14 protein-coding genes are annotated in these 21,841 nt (G+C 65.1%); 5 read left to right on the top strand and 9 right to left on the bottom strand.

What is annotated here, in order from left to right; genetic code table 11:
* Positions 1-3: 3 nt before the first annotated feature.
* The 6 genes from JI749_RS05605 to JI749_RS05580 form a co-directional block, all read right to left on the bottom strand.
* Complete coding sequence (locus JI749_RS05605; RefSeq protein ID WP_201660489.1) at positions 4-2,463, bottom strand: hypothetical protein; 2,460 nt, start codon at positions 2,461-2,463, stop codon at positions 4-6.
* 62 nt (positions 2,464-2,525) lie between these two features.
* The gene (locus JI749_RS05600; RefSeq protein WP_407644900.1) at positions 2,526-3,578 is read right to left on the bottom strand and encodes an ABC transporter ATP-binding protein; all 1,053 of its coding nucleotides are present in this window, start codon (positions 3,576-3,578) and stop codon (positions 2,526-2,528) included.
* Positions 3,571-4,608: an ABC transporter ATP-binding protein gene (locus JI749_RS05595; protein ID WP_201660486.1), complete on the bottom strand. Its 1,038-nt coding sequence runs from the start codon at positions 4,606-4,608 to the stop codon at positions 3,571-3,573. The genes JI749_RS05600 and JI749_RS05595 overlap by 8 nt, the downstream gene beginning before the upstream one ends.
* Before the next feature lie 4 nt (positions 4,609-4,612).
* A complete protein-coding gene (locus JI749_RS05590) occupies positions 4,613-5,743 on the bottom strand; it encodes an ABC transporter permease (protein WP_201660482.1) in 1,131 nt (376 codons plus the stop codon).
* A gap of 10 nt (positions 5,744-5,753) precedes the next feature.
* Positions 5,754-6,740 (bottom strand): ABC transporter permease, encoded by a 987-nt coding sequence (locus JI749_RS05585; RefSeq protein WP_201660478.1) that lies wholly within the window; start codon positions 6,738-6,740, stop codon positions 5,754-5,756.
* Between the two features lie 163 nt (positions 6,741-6,903).
* Positions 6,904-8,808, bottom strand: coding sequence for an ABC transporter substrate-binding protein (locus JI749_RS05580; protein ID WP_233280879.1), 1,905 nt, complete (start codon positions 8,806-8,808; stop codon positions 6,904-6,906).
* A 401-nt stretch (positions 8,809-9,209) separates the two neighbouring features.
* On the opposite strand from JI749_RS05580, the gene JI749_RS05575 reads away from it, so the two are divergent.
* Positions 9,210-10,301, top strand: a complete 1,092-nt coding sequence (locus JI749_RS05575) for an ROK family protein (protein ID WP_201660472.1) — start codon at positions 9,210-9,212, stop codon at positions 10,299-10,301.
* Here the strand turns inward: JI749_RS05575 and JI749_RS05570 are convergent, their stop codons facing one another.
* From JI749_RS05570 to JI749_RS05560, 3 genes are all read right to left on the bottom strand, one after another.
* Positions 10,302-11,348 (bottom strand): LacI family DNA-binding transcriptional regulator, encoded by a 1,047-nt coding sequence (locus JI749_RS05570; protein ID WP_201660469.1) that lies wholly within the window; start codon positions 11,346-11,348, stop codon positions 10,302-10,304.
* A 12-nt stretch (positions 11,349-11,360) separates the two neighbouring features.
* Positions 11,361-12,470: a CehA/McbA family metallohydrolase gene (locus JI749_RS05565; protein ID WP_201660465.1), complete on the bottom strand. Its 1,110-nt coding sequence runs from the start codon at positions 12,468-12,470 to the stop codon at positions 11,361-11,363.
* Between the two features lie 107 nt (positions 12,471-12,577).
* On the bottom strand, positions 12,578-15,649 hold the full coding sequence (locus JI749_RS05560; RefSeq protein ID WP_201660460.1) for an alpha-mannosidase: 3,072 nt from the start codon (positions 15,647-15,649) through the stop codon (positions 12,578-12,580).
* Between the two features lie 135 nt (positions 15,650-15,784).
* Here JI749_RS05560 and JI749_RS05555 point away from each other — a divergent pair, with 135 nt between their 5' ends.
* From JI749_RS05555 to JI749_RS05540, 4 genes are all read left to right on the top strand, one after another.
* The gene (locus tag JI749_RS05555; protein ID WP_201660457.1) at positions 15,785-16,771 is read left to right on the top strand and encodes an AraC family transcriptional regulator; all 987 of its coding nucleotides are present in this window, start codon (positions 15,785-15,787) and stop codon (positions 16,769-16,771) included.
* A gap of 60 nt (positions 16,772-16,831) precedes the next feature.
* Positions 16,832-18,022 carry an MFS transporter gene (locus JI749_RS05550; protein ID WP_201660454.1) on the top strand — a complete coding sequence of 397 codons (1,191 nt, stop codon included), beginning with the start codon at positions 16,832-16,834 and terminating at the stop codon, positions 18,020-18,022.
* Between the two features lie 190 nt (positions 18,023-18,212).
* Complete coding sequence (locus tag JI749_RS05545; RefSeq protein ID WP_201660451.1) at positions 18,213-19,910, top strand: L,D-transpeptidase family protein; 1,698 nt, start codon at positions 18,213-18,215, stop codon at positions 19,908-19,910.
* Positions 19,911-20,153: 243 nt separating this feature from the next.
* Positions 20,154-21,809, top strand: a complete 1,656-nt coding sequence (locus tag JI749_RS05540) for a DUF882 domain-containing protein (protein WP_407644899.1) — start codon at positions 20,154-20,156, stop codon at positions 21,807-21,809.
* Positions 21,810-21,841 lie beyond the last annotated feature (32 nt).

Below are 21,841 nucleotides of genomic sequence, written 5' to 3'. Positions count from 1 at the left end.
GGCTCAGCTGCGCCGGGAAATACTGACCCGCGGCATGGCCGATAGCGTCTCGCTCACCACGGGCTGCCCACCGGAGGTCAAACCGGCTGACCAATCGAGCACCAGCTGAGGCTTTCCGGGCACCGACAAAGACAGCTGCGTCGCCTGCGGGTCCAGCTGTAGCTGGCAACCAGCGACATGCGCGACGAACGCATCGAGGTCGGTGGTTTCGCCGACAATGACGGCCCAGCCCTGCTGGCGCCCATGGCACCGATATTCGAGGCCCGCCCCCGGCCCCGTCACGATTGCCTCCAGCGGGCCGGTTGCCTTGTAGGCGACCAGGGCTTCGCCCGATTGCAGGATGAGCGTATCGCCGCGCAGGTGATGCACTATGCCGCTCCGCGCGGCGTAGACGTGGGTGAAGTCCAACCGGGCACTCTCCCCAAGCCGATAGAGCGCCAGCGCCACATTGCCTTCATGCCCCACGCGCGGCAGGCTGCCGTTGCCCGCCCAGTAGGACGGCCGCTGCTGACCCCATGGATCGTCTTCACCCGGATGATTGATCCAGCTGCGCGCCATCGGATGGGCGGCAAAGCGCAAGTCGATCACATGCTGCTGGTGCCCATAGCCCCCGGCCTTGGCGCCGCTATTGCTTGACAGCTGCACGTGGCGGGTCTTGTAGAGGGTCAGCAGGCTCGCCGGACCATAGCCCTGCAGGTATCGCGCCGAAACGACCTCGCCGGCGCGTGGCTCCACATATTGGTCCAGCGCCGCCGGCGGCTGGTAGCGGCCCGCCGCGAACAGCGGCAGCGAGGCGACGCCCGAATTCAGCCAGCCCCTCCCGAACGCAATCGTGGCAAACGGCGCCAATTCGGTCAGGGGGCCGGCGCGCAATTCCTTGTCATAGGCGCGGCCCATCGACCCGGCCGGTACGCCGTTGAGCGTGTGGAGCGCCACCATGGTGAAGATGCGGTCGCACAGCGCCCATGCCCGCTGCGCCAGTGGTTCTGGTGCGAGTTCGGCCAGGGCGAGCAGCCCGATGAAATCGACCGGGTAATAGGCCGATGAATTCCACTCGGCCAAGCCCTCTTCCTCGACGGCGTCGAACCAACGCCCCAGCCGTTCCGTGGCGAGGTCGGCCTGCTCGTGGCCGCTGCGCCCCGAGGCGGTGAACAGCCGGTCCGGCCAGGTCAGCCCCGCCAGCAACTGCGAGACATGGAAACACAAAGCGTGGTTCTCGCTCCAGAACCACATAACGTCATTGCCTTTCTCGTCCACCCAATAGCGGAATTCGAGCAGCGCCGTTTCGACGCGCAGGCGCAGGTCGTCAGGCAGGTCAGCGGCGTGGCGCTGATAGGCCCAGAGCAGCGGCACCGAGATGAAATCGGCGCAGTCCCGCCTTTCCTCGATGGCGACCAGAGTCTCCTCGATGATCGGCCGCAGGCGCGGATCATCGGCGCGGCCGGCCTCCAGCAGGGCAACGGCGGTGCCCATGCGCATCTCGCCGTGCAGCGCGGCATGCTCGAGGGCGACCCGCTTGCGCGCTGCCAGATCCGCCGCCAGGGGCTGCGGAACGACCTCGTGCAGCACCGCGCAGCCAATACTTCGCTCCACCCGCGATTCCCCCGCGATGAGGGTCAGCGGCAGCGTGTGATAGCCGTCGGGCAGCTCATGCCCCATGCAGAGCGGCAACGCGGTCATGCCCGCCTTGAGCGTGAGCTGGCGATCGAGCAACACCGCCTGGGTGTGGGACGTGGCGGTGACCAGCACATGCACATCCACATCGATCGTGGCGGGCGTGTCGAATTCCAGTACGACCTGGCCGTTCCTGTCGACGAGATCGCCCTTGCACCGGGCCTGGCTCGCCAGCGTCTTGAGGGCCTCCACCTGCTGTCCCATCCGGGCACCTGGCAGCGATACGTCGAGCGCCACATCGTCAAGCAATACCAGTTCGAAGAACCACTGCACGTCGCGCTCGGCCATGTCCTCGGTCAGGACGATGATCTCGCTGCCACCCGCCTTGAGCGGCAGGTGCATGATCGTGTCTTCGGTGCTGTTGCGGGTGAAGGGTTCGAACCGTCCGGCCAGTTGGCCATCGACCCAGATATGCACCCCACCGCGGGTCGACAGCCGGAACGAGCAATACCGGTCCGCGGGCGCGCTGACCCAGCTGCGGCACCAGCGCGCCAGGCGCGTGGGTCGGTAGCGGAACTGGGTGAATTCCACGCGCCGATTGCTGCCGGGCAGATAGAGGCCCTCCACCGGCCAGTCCGTCCTGAGCTGCACTTGCCGCGTGGCCACATCGCGCCAGGTGGCGACGCGGCATGGCAGGTCGCCGACATCGACGAAGCCGTTGATGTAGCGATAGTTCTGCGGATCGTGCGCGATTGCCGGCTCACCGGGGAAATACTCTGCCTCCACGGGCGAGAGCTCCCAGGCATTGAGGCTGTCGCCTTTGAAGAGGGTGAGCAGGGGAGCGGACATGGCGATCAACTGGTCAGGAGAATGTGGTCAGGGCGTGGTGCTGCCCGGCGAGCGCGGTGCCGTTACGCCACCGCACCCACCAATGACAGTTCCTCGGCAAAATGGCACCGCACCTGGCGCCCGCCGGCGACCTCGCGCAGGGCCGGCAGTTCGGCAGCGCAGCGCGGCTGCGCATAGGGGCAGCGCGGATGGAAGCTGCAGCCCGAAGGCGGGTTGGCCGCATTAGCAATCTCACCCTTGAGCGGCACCCGCTTGCGCGTGCGATTGCCGCGCGGATCGGGCTGCGGCACGGCGGCCATCAGGGCCTCGGTATAGGGATGGAGCGGCCGCGAGAACAGTGCCTCGGTCGGCGCCACTTCCATCAGCCGGCCCAGATACATCACGCCGACCCGGTCGGCGATATGCTCGACCATGCCCAGATCATGGGTGATGAAGAGGTAAGTGAGGCCAAACTGCTCCTGCAGGTCCTGCAGCAGGTTGATGTTCTGCGCCGCCACCGACACGTCCAGCGCCGACACCGCCTCGTCGGCGGCGATGAAGCTGGGATTGAGCGCCAGGGCGCGGGCAATGCCGATGCGCTGGCGCTGCCCGCCGGAAAAGGCGTGCGGATAGCGGTTGATGAATTCGGGCCGCAGACCCACCACCTTGAGCAGCTCGGCCACCCGGTCGGCGATCTCGCCGCGATTGCCGTTGCCGTGGATGACCATGGGCTCGCCCACCAGCTCCAGCAGCGTCATGCGCGGATTGAGCGAAGAATAGGGATCCTGGAAGATCATCTGCATCTCGGCGCGCAGCGGCCGCATCTCGCGGTCGGAGAGGTTGGAGAGGTCGACGATCTCGTTGCTGGCCCGGCGGAACAGGATCTGCCCATCGGTCAGCTCGTAGGCGCGCAGCATGAGGCGGGCGACGGTGGATTTGCCCGAGCCGCTTTCACCCACCAGGCCCAGCGTTTCGCCTTTCCGGATATCGAGCGACACATCGTCGATCGCCTTGACGTCGCCGACATGCTTCTTGAGCCAGCCGACCTGGATGGGGAAGTATTTCTTGAGCCCGCGCACCGAGAACAGGACATCATCGGGCATGCTGGATTGGTCAAGCCTGGGAAGCTCAGACATGGGCGGCCTCCACGGCAACGAACTTGTCGGCAAAATGGCAGCGCGACATCTGCGCGCCGAAGACTTTCTCCGGCGGTACCTGGACATCGCAGATACCCGCCACCGCATGGGTGCAGCGCGGATTGAACGCGCAGCCCGGCGGCACGCTGAACGGGTCGGGCACCATGCCAGGGATGGTCGGCAGGCGCCGGCCCTGGTCCACCCCGAGGCGCGGAATGGAGCGCAGCAGGGCCTGGGTATAGGGATGCTTGGCCGCGTAGAAGATGTCGTCGACCGAGGCGGTTTCGACGATCTTGCCCAGATACATAACCGAGACGCGGTCGGCGATGTCTGCCACCACCCCGAAATTGTGGGTGATGAAGATGATCGCCATGCCCATCTCGGACTGCAATTCCTTGAGCAGTTCAAGGATCTGCGCCTCGGTGGTCACGTCCAAGGCGGTCGTCGGTTCATCGGCGATCAAGAGACTAGGGTTGCACGAAATGGCCAGCGCGATCATGGCGCGCTGGCGCATGCCGCCCGACAGCTGGTGGGGAAAGGCATCGACCAGTTCGGTCGGGCGCGGCATCTGCACCTTGGCCAGGAGCTCGATGGCGCGGGCGCGGGCGGCCTGGCGGCTGAGGCCCATATGCAGCTGCACGGTACGCATGATCTGCGCGCCGATCGTGTGCACCGGCGACAGGGCCGTCATCGGCTCCTGAAAGATCATGCCGATATGCTGGCCGCGCACCTGGCGGATGGCCCGGCTGTTGCGATCGAGCGCGGAGAGTTCAAACTCCTCGCCACTGCGCGGCCGCAGGCGGATCGTGCCTTCGGCAGCCACGGCGCGCTTGGGCAAAAGGCGCATGATGGCCCGGGCGGTGATGGACTTGCCCGAACCGCTCTCGCCGACAATGCCGAGCACTTCGCCCTTGTTGACATGGTAGGAGACGCCGTTGACGGCCTTCACCAGGCCCTCGCGCAGCGGGAAGTGCACATGGACATTGTCGAGTTCGAGCAGCCGCTCGGCGGGCATGGAGGTCTTGGTCATGGTGTTACTGCCCATAGGGGTCAGCCGCATCGCGCAGGCCGTCGCCAAGGAAGTTGAAGGCCAGCACGGTCACCACCACGGCAAGGCCCGGTGACAGCAGCCACGGCGCCAGCGAGATGGAGCGCAGGTTCTGCGCATCCTGCAGCAGCACGCCCCAGCTCACGACAGGCGGCCGCAGGCCCAGCCCCAGGAAGCTGAGCGCGGTTTCACCCAGGATCATTTCCGGCACGGCCAGCGTCAGCGCCGCGATGATGTAGGACGTCATCGAGGGCAGCATATGCTTGGTGATGATGCGGTATTCGCTGGCGCCGGACAGCCGCGCCGCCAGCACATAGTCTTCGTTGCGTAGCGCCAGGAACTGCCCGCGCACCACACGCGCCAGATACGTCCAGCCGATCAGCGCCAGGATGAAGGTGATAAGCACATAGACGAACAGCGGATCCCAGGCGACGGGCAGCGCCGCGGCCAGGCCCATCCACAGCGGAATGGTGGGAATGGACCGGATAAGCTCCATCAGCCGCTGGATGGTGCCATCGATCCAGCCGCCGAAATAGCCCGAGATCGACCCCAGCGCGAGCCCCAGCACAAAGGCGAAGGCCACGCCGACCAGGCCTGCCGACAGCGACACCCGCGCGCCATGGATGAGGCGCGAGAACACGTCGCGACCCAGATCATCCGTGCCAAAGAGATTGATCTGGTCGCGTCGGCCGCCATCGACATCGAACAGGTGGATGTCGGTATCGAACAGGCCGAAGAAGGAATATTCGCTGCCCGAGGTAAAGAAGCGGATCGGCAGCGGCTTGCTCATGTCCGGCTGGTAGGTGACGCGCGTCGTCTCCGGATCGCGGGTGCGCTCCATGGCATAGACGAAGGGGCCGACGAACTGGCCCTCATGGAAGAGGTTGATCGCCGTGGGCGGCATCATGGTGCGCAGGCGCTCGACCTTGAACGGATCATAGGGCCCCACGAATTCGGCAAAGATGGCGCACAGCGCCAGGATCACCAGGAACCACAGCGAGATGACGGCCAGGACATGCTTGGAGAACCGACGCCAGATCAGCCGCCATGGCTTGGCGGAGTAGAGGTCTTCCTTCTTGGCGTTGACCGGCTCGGCGGCGAGAGTTTGCTCTGTCATGACCCGCACCTCACGCGTAACGGATGCGCGGGTCAAACCACGCCAGGAGAATGTCTGAAAGCAGCGTACCGATGACGGTGAAGACGCTCAGGATGAGGATGAAGCTGCCGGCCAGATACATGTCCTGCATCTTGAGGGCCTGCAGCAGCAGGGGCCCTGTCGTGGGCAGGTTGAGCACGATGGCGGTGATCACGTCGCCCGAAAACAGAGCCGGCAGCGCCCAGCCCACCGTCGAGATGAACGGATTGAGCGCCACGCGTACCGGATAGCCCCACACCACCTGGCGCTCGGACAGGCCCTGCGCATAGGCCGTTTCGACATAGGGCTTGCCCAGTTCGTCCAGCATATTGGCGCGCATCACGCGGATCAGCCCGGCCGCGCCGCCCGTGCCCAGCACGACCAGGGGAATCCACAGGTGCTGCAGCAGGTCGATCACCTTGCCCCAGCTCCAGGGCGCATTCTGATACTGCGTCGAGAACAGCCCGCCGACATCGAGCTGCATGTAGACGAAGGCGATCCACATCAGGATCAGCGCCAGGAGGAAATCCGGCGTGCCCTTGCCCAGGAAGCCGAACACGGTGAACACATAGTCGAGCACCGAATATTGCCGCGTGGCCGAATAGACGCCGACCGGGATGGCGATCAGCCAGGTGATGATGAGGCTGGCCGTCGACAGCGCCAGGGTAATGGCCAGGCGGTCCCAGATCAGGGTCGAGACCGGCGCGTTCCAGTCGAGCGAATAGCCAAAGTCGCCGCGGAAGACGATGGCGGTGATCCAGCGCCAATACTGCACCAGGATCGGGTCGTTGAGCCCCATGCGGTCGCGCATCGCCATTTCCTGCACGGCCGAGATGTATTCCCCGTTCTGGCGCAGCTGCGCGGCATAGGCCGTGACATAGTCGCCCGGCGGGAGCTGGATGATGATGAACGAGATCAGCGAAATGAAGATCAGCATCGGGATCGCCAGCAGCGCCCGGCGAATGATGAAGGCGACCATGACCTGTCTCCAAGAACAGCGCGCGACCTTGGGGATGGAGCGCTGCAGAACCTAGCTTTCGTGTCGAGAGGGCGGAAGGGAATCCGCCCTCTGACGCGTCGTTTCAGACATTGCCCAGGGAAGGGCGCCGGCCGCGGCGGAGGGGCGCGACCGGCATTGGATCCTACTCCTGGTCCAGCCAGTATTGCTGGGTCCGGGAGAGACCAACCTCGCGGAAGATATCGTCCATGATCAGGTCCGGCTGCACGTTGTGCATCTTGTTGGACACGACATTGACCACCGTGCCTTCGCCATGCACGCCGATGACATAGCCGCCTTCGACGAAGGTGCGGATCAGCTCGTTCATCGACTTGTCGGCTTCCTCAACGCTCGGCGCGCTCGAAGCCTTGTCCCAGAGGTCGTAGATCTTCTGGAAGTCGCTGCCTTCGGGCGGAGCGATGCCGCTTTCGCCGTTGGTGCTGTACCAGACATAGGACTGGTTGGCGTAGCTTTCCGAACCCATCATCACGCGCGGATCGGCCGGGACATAGGTCAGGCGGTCGAACACGAGATACTGCACTTCGAAATCATTGTTCGCGCGGTTGGTATCGAACTGGGTCCGATCCATGATGCGCGGCAGGATTTCGATGCCCAGCTCGCCATAGATTTCGGCGATCAGCTCGAGCTGCTTGTCGAGCGCGGCATCGCCGCCCTGGACGACCAGGGTGAAGCGCTTGCCATCTGGGCGCAGGCGGAAACCCTCGCTGTCGCGTTCGGCCAGGCCCGCCTCGTCGAGCAGCTGGTTGGCCAGGTCCGGATCGTATTCGGTCCAGTGGTTCTGGAGGTCTTCCTGGTAATAGGGGGAGCCATTGACCGGCGCCGCCTGGATGGGCTTGGCAAGGCCCGACTGGGTGAGCTCGATGATGAGCTCGCGATCAAGGCCCACCGACAGCGCCTGGCGCACGCGCGCATCGGCAAACAGGGCATGCAGCGTTTCGTCGGTCGTGTTCATGTTGGGGATGAGCGACCAGACGCCTGAGCCCAGCCACGGCACCACCTGGTAGTTTCCGCGCTCTTCGTTCTCCTTGTAGAAGTCGAAGGGCTGGACCATGCCGCGGTCCTGCGCGTCGATCTGGCCCTGGGCGACCATCAGCGCCAGGCTCTGCGGATCCTGGTAGAGGCGGTGGTTGATGGTGTCGATATAGGGCAGCTGGTTGCCTTCCTGGTCGACGGCCCAATAATAGGGGTTGCGCACCATGGTGACGTTTTCGGCCGGAGCCGGCGTCTCGATCTTCCAGGCGGTCAGCACCGGCAGGTCGGGGTTGGACCACCAGGCGGTAACGGCGCCCTTGGAGCCCCAGAGGTCCGTCCAGCTCGCGACGCCGAACTGGGCGGCAGCGGCAGCCAGGTCGGCTTCGGTGGCATACTTGTCGTTGTACTGGCTGAGGTAATGCTTGGGCAGCACGAAGCTGGCGCGATCAAGGCTCGGCTCGCCGGTCGAATCCTTGGCCAGGATCTGCAGGAAGTAGACATAGGGCTGGGCGAACTTGACCGTGAACGTCCGCTCGTCCTTGATCTCGACTTCCATCGGCACGCCGCCCGGCGAGAAGGTCGGATCGATCGTGGGGATGATCTTGGGGTTGAGGAACACGTCCTCGTACCAGAACTTGACGTCTTCGGTGGTGACCGGCGCGCCGTCGGACCACTTGAGGCCTTCAAGCAGCGTGAAGGTGAACTCGGTCGAATTGTCGTTGACCGAATAGCTCTCGATATAGCCGGGGGTGAGCTGGGCGGTGCCATCGGGGCCGGCGGCCCATTTGAGCACGCGCTCCTCCATCAGCTTGGTCGGACCCCAGCGATCGCCCGGACCGCTATAGGCGCGGTGCCAGGTGCCGCCATACTCGCCCACGGAAAGGGCATTGACCACGGTGGGCTTGGTCGGCAGCCGCTCGTCGACCGGGGGAAGCTTCCCCGCTTCGACCATCTCGGTCAGCATGGGGGCTTCCTGGAAAGCCCATGCAGCGCTGGCTAGCGCCGTGGCCGACATGGCCGCGATCGCCAGACGCGCGATCCACTTATTGGCACTCATCGTTTTCGTCCCTCGTGCTTCGGCCGGCCATGCACCCTCGGGTGACATGCGGCATCCTGAACCCGTCAAGGCAGGGCCAATCGCTGATTGAAATATTTTCACGATCGCCTCCGCATTATCCTCTGTTCCAGCGCCTGCTCGTACAATTGGCTTGTCTCATTGGCAGGTTTCGTGCTGTTACAAGGGCAATCTATGCGCCTGTTTCACTGGGGCGCAATACGAAAAAATTTGCATTGCTTCTCTTTTCGACAATGGGCGGGGGCCCCTCGCGGGAAACTTGAATGGAAGACCACCAGTCGAATCAAGGCGATAGCGCCACCCAGAGCCGCGCTAAGCGGCCGCCGCTTTCGGCCCGAAAAAATTCACTATCCGGTTACTTACGTCTCCTCGCAGAGACCATGATGGACGGTGAATCGCTGCAGCGCCCCGCCCTTGCGCAACAGGTGGGGCTCTCAAAACTGGCGGTCTCCGAACTGCTGGCGGACCTGGAAGTTCGCGGCCTCGTCAAGGTGGAGGGCAAGCTGGGAGGCCCGCCTGGTCGCTCCCAGCTTTCCTATGCCCTGCGGGCCGATGCGGCTCTGGCGGTGGGTTTTGATGTCGGCGGCACCAAGATCGCCGGCGCCATTGCCGACCTGCGCGGCCAGATCCTAGCCGAGACCACCGAGCCGACGGTACAGTCGGGCGCCGCCGACCTTGTCGCCCAATTGGCGGGCATGGCGGACGCGCTCTGCCGGCAGGCAGGCGTGCCAAGGTTTCGCCTTCGGGCCGGTGCCGTCGGCATACCCGCTGCGGTGCATCCGCTGACGGCGGACCTCAGTCTGGCCGGCAACCTCCCCGGTCTCGAAGGCGGCAACCTGCGCTCGGCGCTACGGGATGCGCTGGGGGTCAATGTTCTCATCGACAATGACGTCAACCTGGCCCTGCTTGCCGAAGTCGGCCAGGGCACCGGCACGCGCCGCGACAATGCCGCCTTCATAGCACTGGGGACCGGTATAGGCGGCGCCCTGATGATCAACGGACGCCTGTTGCGCGGTGCGCATGGCGGCGCTGGCGAGCTCGGCTACATGCCGCTCTGGCAGATCGGTGCCGCCGGCGTCGCGTCGCTCGAGGATCGGGTCGGCGAGGCCGGTATCCGGCGCGATTATGTCAGCCGGGGCGGCGACGCCGGTCACAGCGTGCGAGATATCTTCGCGGCCGCGTCCGGGGGCGACCCGGCCGCGCGCGACACGCTGGACACCGCCGCCTATCACACGGCCCGGGCCGCCCTCGCCCTGTTCGCCCTGCTGGACCCCGACCTCCTGATTTTTGGCGGCAGCATCGGCGCGCGCCCCGAATTCATCGAGCGTGTCCAGCGCCTGGTATCGGCCGCCTGGCTGCGGCCGGTCCAGATCGTCCGCAGCCGCAGCGGCGGACGCGCCGGCTTGCTTGGGGCGCTCGAACTGGCCCGCACCGACCTGCTCGACGAACTCTTTGGCGCCCTGCCCGCGCGTTGATCAGCCGATCCGGCGGACGCTGCCGCGCACCGTCAGCCGGCAGCCGAGCTCCAGCCGGTGCGCCGGCGGGTTGAGCGCAGCGTTGACGATGCGCTGTTCGAGCAGGTGCAGGGCCGTCGGCCCCATATGCTCGAGCGGCACGCTGACCGTCGTCAGCGGCGGCGCGGTGAACTCGCCGATCGCCACGCCGTCGAAACCGACGATCGACACGTCCTCGGGCATTCTTATGCCGGCCCGGTCGAGCGCCGTCATGACGCCCAGCGCCAGGTTATCGGCTGCGCAGAAGATCGCCGTGATGCCGCCCAGGCCGCCATGCTGGTCGAGCCAGTTTTCGATGGCGCGCGCCCCCAGTTCGGGCAGGTATCCTTCCGCCAGGTGCACATGCGCGGTGTCGAGCGGCAGCCCATTGGCGCGGAAAGCATCGAGGAACCCGTCGCGCCGGCGGCGTATGGTGCTGCGGCCTTCCCAGCTCAGATGCATGATCGAGCGGTGGCCCTGCCCGATCAGCCAGTTGGTGGCATAGCGCGCGGCAAAGCGATTGCCCGGCGTGACGCTGTCGACCTGCATTTCATGGTCTTCGCCATTCATCAGCACCGCCGGAATGCGCGACGCGGCAATTTCCTGCAGCAGCTCTGGCCGATCCTCGTTGAGCAGCAGGATGCCATCGACCTCGGCCGCGCGCGCCACGTCCACAACATGCGACCGGCTCGCCGTCGGCTTGTCCACCTCCATGGGAATGACGCGAATGGCGCGCCGCTCGCATTCCCGGGTCAGGGCGCTGAGCAGGGTCCAGGAATATAGGTTATGTTCGTTATGCGGCAGCGTATCGCTGGGCACGGCCAACAGCACGCTGCGCAGCACGGCGATTGCCGCCTTTTCCCGCCGTCGCGCCAGGTAGCCCAGCGTATTGGCCGCATTGAGCACGCGCTCGCGCACATCGGCCGAAATGGGCGCCGTGCCGTTGAGCACATGCGATACCGTCGAGACCGCCACGTCGGCGGCCTCGGCAATGTCCTTGATACCCACTTTGCGGCTGGGGTCGCGCACGCCTGTCCTGTCCTAGAAGTTCGGATCGTAGTTGAAATAGATCGGGTTGGACAAAGCCACCATGTTGAGGCTCTGCGCCATCGAATTGGGCACTTCCGGATAGGGCGCCTGCGGCCCTTCCACTTCGACGCGATAGTAGGACCGCTCCCCCGGCAATGGCGTGTCGGTGAAGCGCACCGACCGGCTGGCGGCATCGGTCACCATGGTCGCCAACTCGCCCCGGTTCTTGATCACCCGCACCTGGTAGGCTGCCCCGGCAATGCCACCCCCCACCAGCCGCACCTCGAAGGTGACCGGCGCACCGGTTGGCCTGGCATTGTCGCCCATCATCATGTCGAACTGCCCGTTCCCAGCTATGTCGGCATAGAATTCGACGCGCGGATTATAGGGGTTGGAGCTGACCGATGCCCGCCCCGCTTTCAGCGCCGCCAGGATGGCTGGCTTGGTGCGGTCATTGGCGAAAATCCAGGTCGTGGGCGTACCGACATAGTTGGCCGAGCCCTCGATGGTCTGCGGCACGATAAGCGCTGGATCATCCGGGATGCCGTGATGCGCATCGCTGCCGCCGCGGGCGCCGATCATGCGGCCCGACAGCAGCTGATCGTCCCACATGCGGACGCTGATCATGTTCTTGGGCCAGATGCTCGTATTCCAGATCTCGACCGAATCGGCGAGGTCCCACGAGAAGCCATAGTGGTTCTTGTGGTTGGGATGGTTGGCCGACCAATGCACGCCCAGCTCCTGCTTGAGCTCGAGCAGGTGCCAGTCCCGTGCATTGCGCGCATCGAAAATGCGCTGGTGGTTATAGGGCTCGGGCGACAGAATGTTGACGTGCCCGCGGGGCGCTGTCAGTTCGGCGCCATAGAACAGCAGCAGTTTGTCCGAGCGATATTCCGGATCGGCCCAGGTATGCTGCGCCACTGCGCCATGGACATGCACGTCGTGGTCGGTGATCACCAGGTAGTCGAACCCCAGGCGCTCGGCAAAACCGATGATCCGCGATTGCGGATTGTTGGTGGAATCGGTGCTGTGCCGGCAATGCATATGCCAGTCACCCCTTAGCCACATGCCGACGGACCGCTTGGGAAGGGGTGGCAAGGCGTCGGGAATGGCGGGAATCATATGCGGTGGTCCTGGGGATAGCGGAATGGTGCCGGGTTGCCGGCGACAATTCGTGTTCAAACGGTAGGTGACCTCGCCCCCCGCTGCAAGCGGGCGGGCGCGGCGCGTCAGTCGATCACCAAGGTGCGGATCTGGAATGGCCGGAACTGCAGGGTCACGCTGCTTGCGTCCTCCGACAGCACCGACGTCTCCATTTCATGCAGGTCCGCTTCGCTGATGCGGCCCGCTTGAGGCAGGGTGAGCGTCGCCGTCCCCGCTCTGCCCTGCGTCTCCCACAGCCGCAACACGGTTCCCCAGCCCGACCGCGCCGCCTTGACTGTCTCGATGGCGATCTGGTCGGTGTCCAGGGTGGCCACCGGCACGAGGTCGGGCGCGTCCGCTGCTGCGCCTGCCAACAGTTGCAGCGGCAGGTTGAAGGCGCTGGCCGCGTTGTGCACGGTCTGCAGGTCGCCATCATGCACCAGCAGGGCATAGCGGAAACGATGCTCCCCCCGGTCCGCCTCCGGCCACGGGAAGACCGGCGACTTGATCAGCGTCAGCCGCAGCGTGCTGCCCTTGGCATCATAGCCGTACTTGCAGTCATTGAGCGCGGCGACGCCGAAGCCGGCCTCGCTGAGATCGACCCAGCGATGCATCGAGGTCTCGAACCGCGCCCGCTCCCAACTGGTATTGGCATGGGTCGGCCGCGACAGGTGGCCGAACTGCGTCTCGGCCCGGCTGGTATCGGTGCGGATATCGAGCGGGAAGCCGACCTTGAGTAGGGTCTGCCGCTCCTGCCAGTCGACAAACGTATCGAATTCGATCTGCCCCGCATCGGCCTCCAGTGACACCACCTGCACGATACGGGAATTCTCATAGATCCACTCGAACCGGATTGCCGCCCGATAGGGCCCGGTCTCGACCACCTCGGCGCTGACCAGGTTGTCGACCTGCCAGCTGCGATCCTCGAAATAGTCGTCGATGTCCCAGGCATCGAAGTCGATCGGGATGTCCTGGTGGGCGACGAAGGCATTGCCCGCCTTGCCCGCCATGATGGCTTCGCGGCCATTCCGCTTGTCGAACAAGGAGATCAGTTGCCCCTTTTCGTTGAACCGGGCGCGCAGGGCGGCATTCTCCAGCAAAACCGAAGAAACCAGCAAGCTTTCTTGCGGCAAGCTTGCTGCCACGCCGGTCACCACCAACTCGACCGCCCCGAGCCCGGCAACGTCTGTGACGGGCACCACCCGCGCGCGCCCGCCATCCGCAAAAGTCACCGTCTGCGCAGGAGCCGCGACGCCCTCGATATCCGCTGGCAACTGCACCAGCCCCGAACGGTTATGGCTCGCGGCATTCAGCACGAGGTACCCGCCTTCCTGAGCCAACGCCCCGGCCAGCCGCTGCTGCAGCGCCGCGGCCTGCGCGAAGAAGCCGGCATATTCCCGGTCGCTGTCGTCATAGACCGGTCCGATCGACGTTCCCGGCAGGATGTCGTGGAACTGGTTGAGCAGCACCACTTCCCAGAGCTGTTCCAGCTCCGCATGGGGATAGTCCACACCCTGTTGCTGCGCCAGAACACCAAGCAATTCAAGCACATGCAGCGTCTGCTCGGCACGGCGGTTGTTCTGCTTGTTCTTTGCCACCGAGGTCAGCGTGCCGCGGTGATATTCGAGATAGAGTTCGCCCACCCAGCGCGGAAACGCTTCCGGCTCCCGGCGCATGCGCTCTACCAGCCGCTCGAAATAGGGCGCCATCTTTTCGTGGCGGATCTTCGGGCAACCCGGAATGCCGCGCTCCATGCGGCGTACATTTTCCAGCATACCCCGCGTCGGCCCGCCGCCGCCATCGCCATGGCCATAGACCAGGAACAGCTCGTCATGCAGCCCCTGCTGGCTGAAGCGTTTCCAGGTGCCCATCACATGGCTTGGCACGAGATCGGGACAATAGGTCGTGTTGATCCCGTCATATTCGTATCGCTGCGTGGTGAGGAAATAGGTCGGTACCTGCGTGCCGTCCAACCCCTGCCAGAAGAAGATTTCATGCGGCATGCGGTTGGTGTCGTTCCAGCTCATCTTGTGCGTGATGAAGATGTCGAGACCCGACTGCGCCATCAGCTGCGGCAAAGCCGCCGTGTAGCCGAACGTATCGGGGAGCCAGACGATACGCGGCTTCACGCCGAACTTGTCCTGATGATAGCGCGAGCCCTTGACGATATGGCGGACCAGGCTCTCACCCGAGGCGATGACCACGTCGGGCTCCAGCCACAGCGCGCCCTCGATTTCGAAGCGCCCCGCCTTCACCTGCCCGGACAGGCGCTCGAACAGCTCCGGATAGTCCTTGTCGAGATAGTGGAGCAAGACGCCCTGGTTGTACATGAAGCGGTAGTCTTCATATTCGTCCATCAGCGCCAGCGCATTGGCCATGGAGCGGGCCATCTTCTGGCGCGTCTCTCGCACACGCCACAGCCAGGCCACGTCGATATGGGTATGCCCGGTGGCCACGATTTCCGGCATGGCGTCGGCATCGGCTTCCGCATAGATCGCGTCGGCCCGTGTACGGGCCGCCTCGAGGCTGGCGGCAAAGCGCTGTGCATCGCCCGGCCGGAAATCGATCAGGTCGAGCGCCTCGTCGATATGGCGCAGCAGCCGGGCCCGCCGGGCATCGTCGGCCTTGAGCAGGCGGGCGACATCGAGCGGAACCTTGAGGTCGTAGTAGACGATCTCCGCCAACCGATCATGCACAACGAGCTCGACGCCGAATCCGAGCTGGCGCCGATCCTCGATGGTGCCGGCCTCGATCAGGACGTCGAAGACCTGCCCAGCCTCGGCGCCATCGGTCAGCTTGAACTCGCGATGATTGCCATCACCGCCCTGGGCGATCCGTCCATCGAGCCGCACCAGCAATTGCGGGTCGCTGCGGCCCATCACCGAGCCGAACTGCGCATGCACGCGCCCGAACAGTCGTTTGCCCGCCAGCGCCTCTGGCACAGTGACCTGGCCGCCGAACCAATAGTAGCCGTCCGGCTCGCCCCAGATCAGGTCGCGGTCCACCCGGGTCCAGCCTGATCGGTCTTCGTGGGGCACCACACCGCGCTCCACATTGGCGGCGGGACGGTAATGCAACGATGCAAAAACTGCTGACGGGACAAAGATGCGCTCGCGCAATAGGGCGAGCAGACGGTCAAGCTTGGCAATGCGGGGCATGGAACGTTCAACGGTTGGCGACGGGGCCTTCTAGGCCAGATCGCGCCGCCTCACCAGACATCAGGGTCGATAATCAACGGTCAGGCCGGGACCGCTTCCCCTTGTTTCCAGACGAATGGTAGCTATTATTGCAGCATGCTTGACCTTCCGTCCTCCGACCCGACCCCGCCGCTGGCCATGGATGCCCTGAGCGAGGTGCTGCAGGACTTCCGCCTCACCGGCGTCAACTACGGCCGCTGCGAGCTGCGCGCGCCCTGGTGCCTGGATTTTGCCGAACAGAAGCTGCTGCGCTTCCACTTCGTCAGCGAGGGCACCTGCTGGCTGCATACCGAGGCCAACGGCTGGCAGCGATTGCACGAGGGCGATCTCGTCCTGCTGCCACAGGGCATCGCGCATGAACTGGCGGACTGCCCCAATACGCCGGCCGGCACCCTCAAGCGCTGCCAGATCACCGGCTTTGGCGGCAATGTCTGCTCGGTCGTGCAGCCGGGCGAAGGCGCCGTCACCACCTTGTTCAGCGGTTCGATGGAACTGGGCTCGCTCGCTCTCCATCCCCTGCTTGAAGCCATGCCCGAAATCTTGCAGGGCTGCGACGTCGCCTCCCGCGATCCGCTGGTCAAACCCTTGCTGGACACCATGACCGCGGAGGCGGCACAGCCGCGTATGGGTAGCGCCACCATTCTGTCGCGCATGGCCGACCTAGTCACGGCGCGCCTCATTCGCTGCTGGGCCGATTCGACGACCAGCTCCACCACCGGCTGGCTGGCGGCCATTCGCGATCCCAGCATCGGCCGGGCGCTGGCCGCCATTCACCGCGAGCCTGGCGGGAACTGGACGCTCGAGCGCCTGGCCTCCGTGGCCGGACAGTCGCGCTCCGTCTTTGCCGAGCGTTTCAGCGCGCTGATGCACGAGGGACCAGCCCACTATCTGGGTCGCTGGCGCATGCAGCTGGCCCATGCCTGGCTGGCCGGCGACGGATTGGCGGTGGCCGACGTGGCGTTCCGCCTGGGTTATGAATCCGAAGCCTCGTTTTCCCGTGCTTTCAAGCGCATCGTGGGCAAGCCGCCTGGCCTGGTGCGTCGCGAAGGTTCCGGACGAAAAGACATGTCTTTCGGATTTTAGGCAGCATTTCGTCCTGCTCATACCGCCTATATACGGGCTCCAATTTCTTGGAGCTCTCCCATGACTGATGCAACTTTCGATGCCGGGGTGTCGGGCGTCCCCGTCCGCTGGTCGGCAAGCACCTGGATGTCCGTGGTCTCGATGGCCGCGGCCACCTTTGCTCTGGTCTCCGCCGAATTCCTCCCCGCCGGCCTCCTGACCCCCATGGCGGCTGACCTGGGCATCAGCGAAGGCACGGCCGGGCAGGTGGTAACCGCTACCGCCACGGTGGGTGCCATAGCGGCCCTGTTCGCCAACGTTGCCATCGGCCGGCTCAATCGCAAGACGGTGCTGGTGGCGCTTAGTGCGCTGGCCGTCGTCTCTAACCTCGTAGCCGCCTTTGCCACCGACTTTTGGATCTTGCTGCTGGCCCGCGCGGGGCTGGGCATTGCCCTAAGCGGCTTCTGGTCGCTGTCTGCGGCGGTGGTCGCTCGACTGGTCGGCGTCAGCGCCCTTGGCCGGGGCATGTCGATCATCTTCATCGGCGTGTCGCTCGCCACCATCGCCGCTCCTTCCATCGGCGCGCTAATAAGTGACTGGATCGGCTGGCGCGCGGCCATGACGGCGACGGCGGTGGCCGCGGTGCTGGCCATGCTGCTGCAGGCCGTGAGCCTGCCCAGCCTGCCGGCCAGCGAAAGCAACAGCCTGTTCGAGGTCTTCCGCCTCACTGCCCGGCGCGGCGTACAGCTTGGCATGCTGGCCATTCTGCTGGTGGTCACCGGCCACTTCTCGGCCTTCGTCTATGTGCGGGCCTATCTCGAGCAGGTTACCGTGTTGCCGGCCTCCCTGGTCGCCCTGGCGCTGCTCGGCTACGGCGTGGCCAGCGTGGTCGGCAACGTGGTCGGCGGCAAGATGGCCGATACCAACGTCCGTACGGCCCTCATTTTCACGGCCCTGGTGCTGGGTGGGGCCATCCTGGGCCTGATGCTGCTGGGCAGCTCCACCGTCCCGGCCCTGACACTGGTCGCGCTTTGGGGCTTCGGCTTTGGCACCGCGCCCATCGTGCTCCAGACCAAGGTCTCTAAGGAAGCGCTCGACGCCCTCGAAGCTTCGGGGAGCCTGGTCGTCGTCTGCTTCCAGGTTGCCATTGCCCTGGGCGCTGTCATTGGCGGCCAACTCGTGGACGTCCAGGGCGTTGCCAGTGCCCTGCTCTTTGCCGGTATCGTGGCCCTTCTCGCCATTCCGGTTGCGCTGGGTTCCAGGCGCAGCTGAACATTCGGCGCCGCCCATGGGCGGCGTCGCCCCCAAGCGTTGCATTCGCACCACAAAATCCGCTCACAACATTGCGAGCGATTGCTCCCGTTAAGATTCGCAGCGTATTGCTGGAAGCGCGGTCGGCCTGTCAGCTTCCGTTCAGGAAAGGGCGTGTAACCGGTCGCTCCGTCGCCGTGCTGGAGCTCACATGAACAAGACCCTGATCTGCCTTGTCGCCGCCTTTGCCGGCATTGGCGGTGTGCCATCCGTACTGGCGCAGGATGTCGCCAGCCTGGCCTTGAGCCCAGTCATCATCGCTCCACCCCAGACCCCGCTGGCACAGACCATCAAGTCAGGTCTGGGCGCCGTCTACTACGGCTCGGCCAAGGACAGCGCGGCCTATCTCGAGGCACAGAAGCTCTATTTCTTCTATGGCAACCGGCATTTCGAGCCCATCTGGCTGGACGAAGGCGCCAATGGCGAAGTCACCTTCTCCGAACCCGCCCGCAAGATCCTCAAGCTCTTCGAGAGCGCGGCCAGCGAAGGGCTTCGCCCGTCTGACTATCTGACGCCCGATCTTGATCCGGCCGGCGCCAAGGGCGACCCGATCAAGATGGCCGCGCTCGAAACCGCCTTCTCCGGCGCCGCGCTGCGCTATGCCAGCCACATCTATAATGGCCGCATCAAGCCGCAATCGGTCAGCGTGCTGCTCGACATCGCGCCCAAGCCGCTCGATACCACCGCGCTTCTGGTCGAGCTCGCCTCGAGCCCCGATCCGGTTGCCGTTCTGGCTGCGCTCGAGCCGACACACCCCGAATTCCTGGCCCTCAAGGCCGCGCTGGCGACGTTCGACGACGCCAATCTCGATCGCCCAATCCAGGTGGCCGAAGGCCCGACCCTTCGGCCGGGCATGAGCGATCCGCGCGTCCCCGCCCTGCGTGACCGTCTCGGCATTCCCGCGCAGGATGGCCTCGTCTATGACGACGCGCTCGTCGATGCCATGAAGGCCTTCCAGGGTACGCTCGATCTGGACGTCGACGGCATCATGGGGCCCGCGACGCTGGCAGCGCTCAATGGCGGCGTGCCGGTGACGCGCGCCGACATCATTGCCAATATGGAGCGCTGGCGCTGGATGCCGCGCGAGCTGGGCGCCTTCAACGTCGTCGTCAACATTCCCGAATTCCGCCTGGTCATCAACCGCGACGGCGCCGAGGAATATACCACCCGCGTCGTGGTCGGCACGACCAAGAACCAGACGCCGGTCTTCTCGGACAATATCCGCCACATCGTGGTGAACCCCTACTGGAACGTGCCCAGCTCGATCCTGCGCGGCGAAGTGGCGCCGGCCGTGATGCGCAACCCTGGCTATGTCGAAAACCAGAACATGGACCTGCTCTATAACGGCTCCCCGATCAGTCCCTGGCAGGTCGACTGGAGCCAGGTTTCGAGCAGCAATTTCCCGTTCCGCGTGCGCCAGCGCCCGGGGCCGGGCAATGCGCTGGGCCAGATCAAGTTCCTGTTCCCCAACAAGCACGACGTCTATCTGCACGACACGCCGTCCAAGTCGCTGTTCGCCCGCTCCTTCCGCGCCTATAGCCACGGCTGCGTCCGCGTGCAGAACCCGATGGAATTTGCCGATGCGCTGATGGCCAACGAGCCCAACATTTCGCGGGCGTCGCTGGAGGCGATGTTCGGGTCCACCGAGCGCTGGGTCAATCCGGACCATCAGATCCCGGTGCACATCACCTATTTCACCATCCGCGTAGAGGCCGACGGAACGCTGAAGTCCTATGGCGACGTCTACGGCCACAATGCCAAGCTGATCGCCGCCATGGATCTGGTTCAGCCTGAAATCGCCCCCGAAATCGTGGCGGAAGCCGAGCCGGTCGTCGAGCTGTCGCCTTGAGCCCCCCACCTCTGCCCTTGGGCGAGAGGTGGAGGCCCCTTAACACCCCGTTTACAATTTCGCCTTGGTTGCGCCCGCTTTTGCCCTTACTGTTTTATAGGTGAGGGGTCCGGCGCAGCTGGTTCAGATCTCGTTAGCGTTAATCAATTCGATGAGTTTTGACGCTAAAGTCCGATCACAACTGGCAATAAACGGGCAGAGTTTGGCGTGACGGGGACTTCCTATTTGATACGGAACCATATCGTGCGGCTCTTTGCTGCCGCGCTTATGAGCATCACCGTCATCCTGCCGCTGGCTGTCATACCAGCCGCGGCCGCCAGCGAGCGCGCGCTCTACCTCTATTACACCCATACCAAGGAAACGGCCCGCATCGTCTTCAAGCGCAACGGGCAGTATGTGCAATCCGGCCTCAACGAGCTCAACCAGTTCCTGCGGGACTGGCGCCGCAACGAGCCGACCAAGATGGACCCGCGCCTGTTTGACCTGGTCTGGGAAGTCTATCAGGAAGTCGGCGCCAGCCAGCCCATCAACGTCGTCTCCGCCTATCGCTCGCCGGCGACGAACGCCATGCTGGCGGCAAAGTCGTCGGGCGTCGCCGATAACTCCCAGCATATGCGCGGCACGGCGATGGATTTCTTCATCCCCGGCATCCCCTTGGCCAAGCTGCGCGCCACCGCAATGCGCAAGCAGGTTGGCGGCGTCGGCTACTACCCCACTTCCGGCAGCCCCTTCGTGCACCTGGACGTCGGCTCCGTCCGCGCCTGGCCGCGCATGACGCGCGCCCAGCTCAAGGAAATCTTCCCCGACGGCAAGACCATGCACCTGCCCACCGATGGCACGCCGCTGTCGCAGGAAGGCTACCAGGTGGCCATGGCCGAGTGGAAACGCTGCCACGCCTATCCCTGCAACGGCAACACCTCGGGCACGCAGGTGGCCGAGGGTGGCAGCGGCCGTTCGCTGATGGACCTGTTCTTCGGCGGTGGCGACGAGCCGGCTCCGGCCGCGGCAGCAGCCCCCGCACCGGTGCAGGTCGCCGCGGCAGCACCCCAGCCGACGACCCCGCAGGTCGCCCCCGTGCCGGCCATTCGTCCCGCGTCCCTCGGCGGCGCTGCTGCGCCAACCCAGGTCGCCATGGCGGCTGAGCCAGCCATGGGCGCCATCCCCTTTTCCAGCGTCGGCAGCACGCCGCTCGACCCGTCCGAGCTGACCACGCCAAAGCTAGCCCCGATGCCGGTCGTCAAATCCCAGGCATTGCAGGTGGCAACGGCCGCTGCCCTGCCGGCGGGCGATGCCGTCACGGCCCTCGCTGCTCTTACCGCACCGGTGCCCCAGCCGCGCCTGATCATGAGCGAACCGGCCCGGCCCGAGATCATGACGGCCTATCTGCCCACCCCGGCACAGGACCCGGAGGCGCAGCGCGCCCTCGAAATGATCATCCAGCGCGAGACTACTGCCGCTGCCCCCCAGCCGTCGCCCGCGACGCGCCTGCCCGCCCTGCCTCCGCTCACCGCAGCCACCGGCCTGCGCACCGCGTCGCTGGGTGGCCAGCCCGCCAACGCCCTGGCCGGCCTGTTCAGCGGTACTTTTGGTGCCGCCCAGCAGAACGAGCCCGTTGCCGCGGCGCTGGCCGAACATATCGCCAAGCGCCCCGTGCCCGGAGACATGCGCAACCCCGACCTGATCCCGCCCGATCTGGAGCACGTCGCCGAAGTCTTCATGGCGCCCGCAGTGCTCACCTCGTCGCACTTCGCCATCATCTGGGATCACGACGAAGCCGATTTCGACCCGACGGCCGAGATGGGCAACTACGTGACGGTGATGGGCGTCGGCGACTTCCCCGCCGGCCTGCCACACAACCGCTTCGTCGCCGCGCAGCCCGTGGCCCTGGCGTCCAACTAAGGCGTCGCCGCCGCCCTGCCCTAATTCAGGCA

Origin of the sequence: Devosia oryziradicis, from assembly GCF_016698645.1 — a bacterium.
In the GTDB taxonomy this organism is placed as follows: Bacteria; Pseudomonadota; Alphaproteobacteria; order Rhizobiales; family Devosiaceae; genus Devosia; species Devosia oryziradicis.
Note: the sequence above shows the minus strand (reverse complement) of the source record. Positions and strands in the feature narration are given on the sequence as shown.

What these genes read in the sequence shown, in the direction of transcription:
- JI749_RS05605 (WP_201660489.1), bottom strand. Translation starts at nt 2,463, where the DNA reads ATGTCCGCTCCCCTGCTCACCCTCTTCAAAGGCGACAGCCTCAATGCC.
- JI749_RS05600 (WP_407644900.1), bottom strand. Translation starts at nt 3,578, where the DNA reads ATGTCTGAGCTTCCCAGGCTTGACCAATCCAGCATGCCCGATGATGTC.
- JI749_RS05595 (WP_201660486.1), bottom strand. Translation starts at nt 4,608, where the DNA reads ATGACCAAGACCTCCATGCCCGCCGAGCGGCTGCTCGAACTCGACAAT.
- JI749_RS05590 (WP_201660482.1), bottom strand. Translation starts at nt 5,743, where the DNA reads ATGACAGAGCAAACTCTCGCCGCCGAGCCGGTCAACGCCAAGAAGGAA.
- JI749_RS05585 (WP_201660478.1), bottom strand. Translation starts at nt 6,740, where the DNA reads ATGGTCGCCTTCATCATTCGCCGGGCGCTGCTGGCGATCCCGATGCTG.
- JI749_RS05580 (WP_233280879.1), bottom strand. Translation starts at nt 8,808, where the DNA reads ATGAGTGCCAATAAGTGGATCGCGCGTCTGGCGATCGCGGCCATGTCG.
- JI749_RS05575 (WP_201660472.1), top strand. Translation starts at nt 9,210, where the DNA reads ATGGACGGTGAATCGCTGCAGCGCCCCGCCCTTGCGCAACAGGTGGGG.
- JI749_RS05565 (WP_201660465.1), bottom strand. Translation starts at nt 12,470, where the DNA reads ATGATTCCCGCCATTCCCGACGCCTTGCCACCCCTTCCCAAGCGGTCC.
- JI749_RS05560 (WP_201660460.1), bottom strand. Translation starts at nt 15,649, where the DNA reads ATGCCCCGCATTGCCAAGCTTGACCGTCTGCTCGCCCTATTGCGCGAG.
- JI749_RS05555 (WP_201660457.1), top strand. Translation starts at nt 15,785, where the DNA reads ATGCTTGACCTTCCGTCCTCCGACCCGACCCCGCCGCTGGCCATGGAT.
- JI749_RS05550 (WP_201660454.1), top strand. Translation starts at nt 16,832, where the DNA reads ATGACTGATGCAACTTTCGATGCCGGGGTGTCGGGCGTCCCCGTCCGC.
- JI749_RS05545 (WP_201660451.1), top strand. Translation starts at nt 18,213, where the DNA reads ATGAACAAGACCCTGATCTGCCTTGTCGCCGCCTTTGCCGGCATTGGC.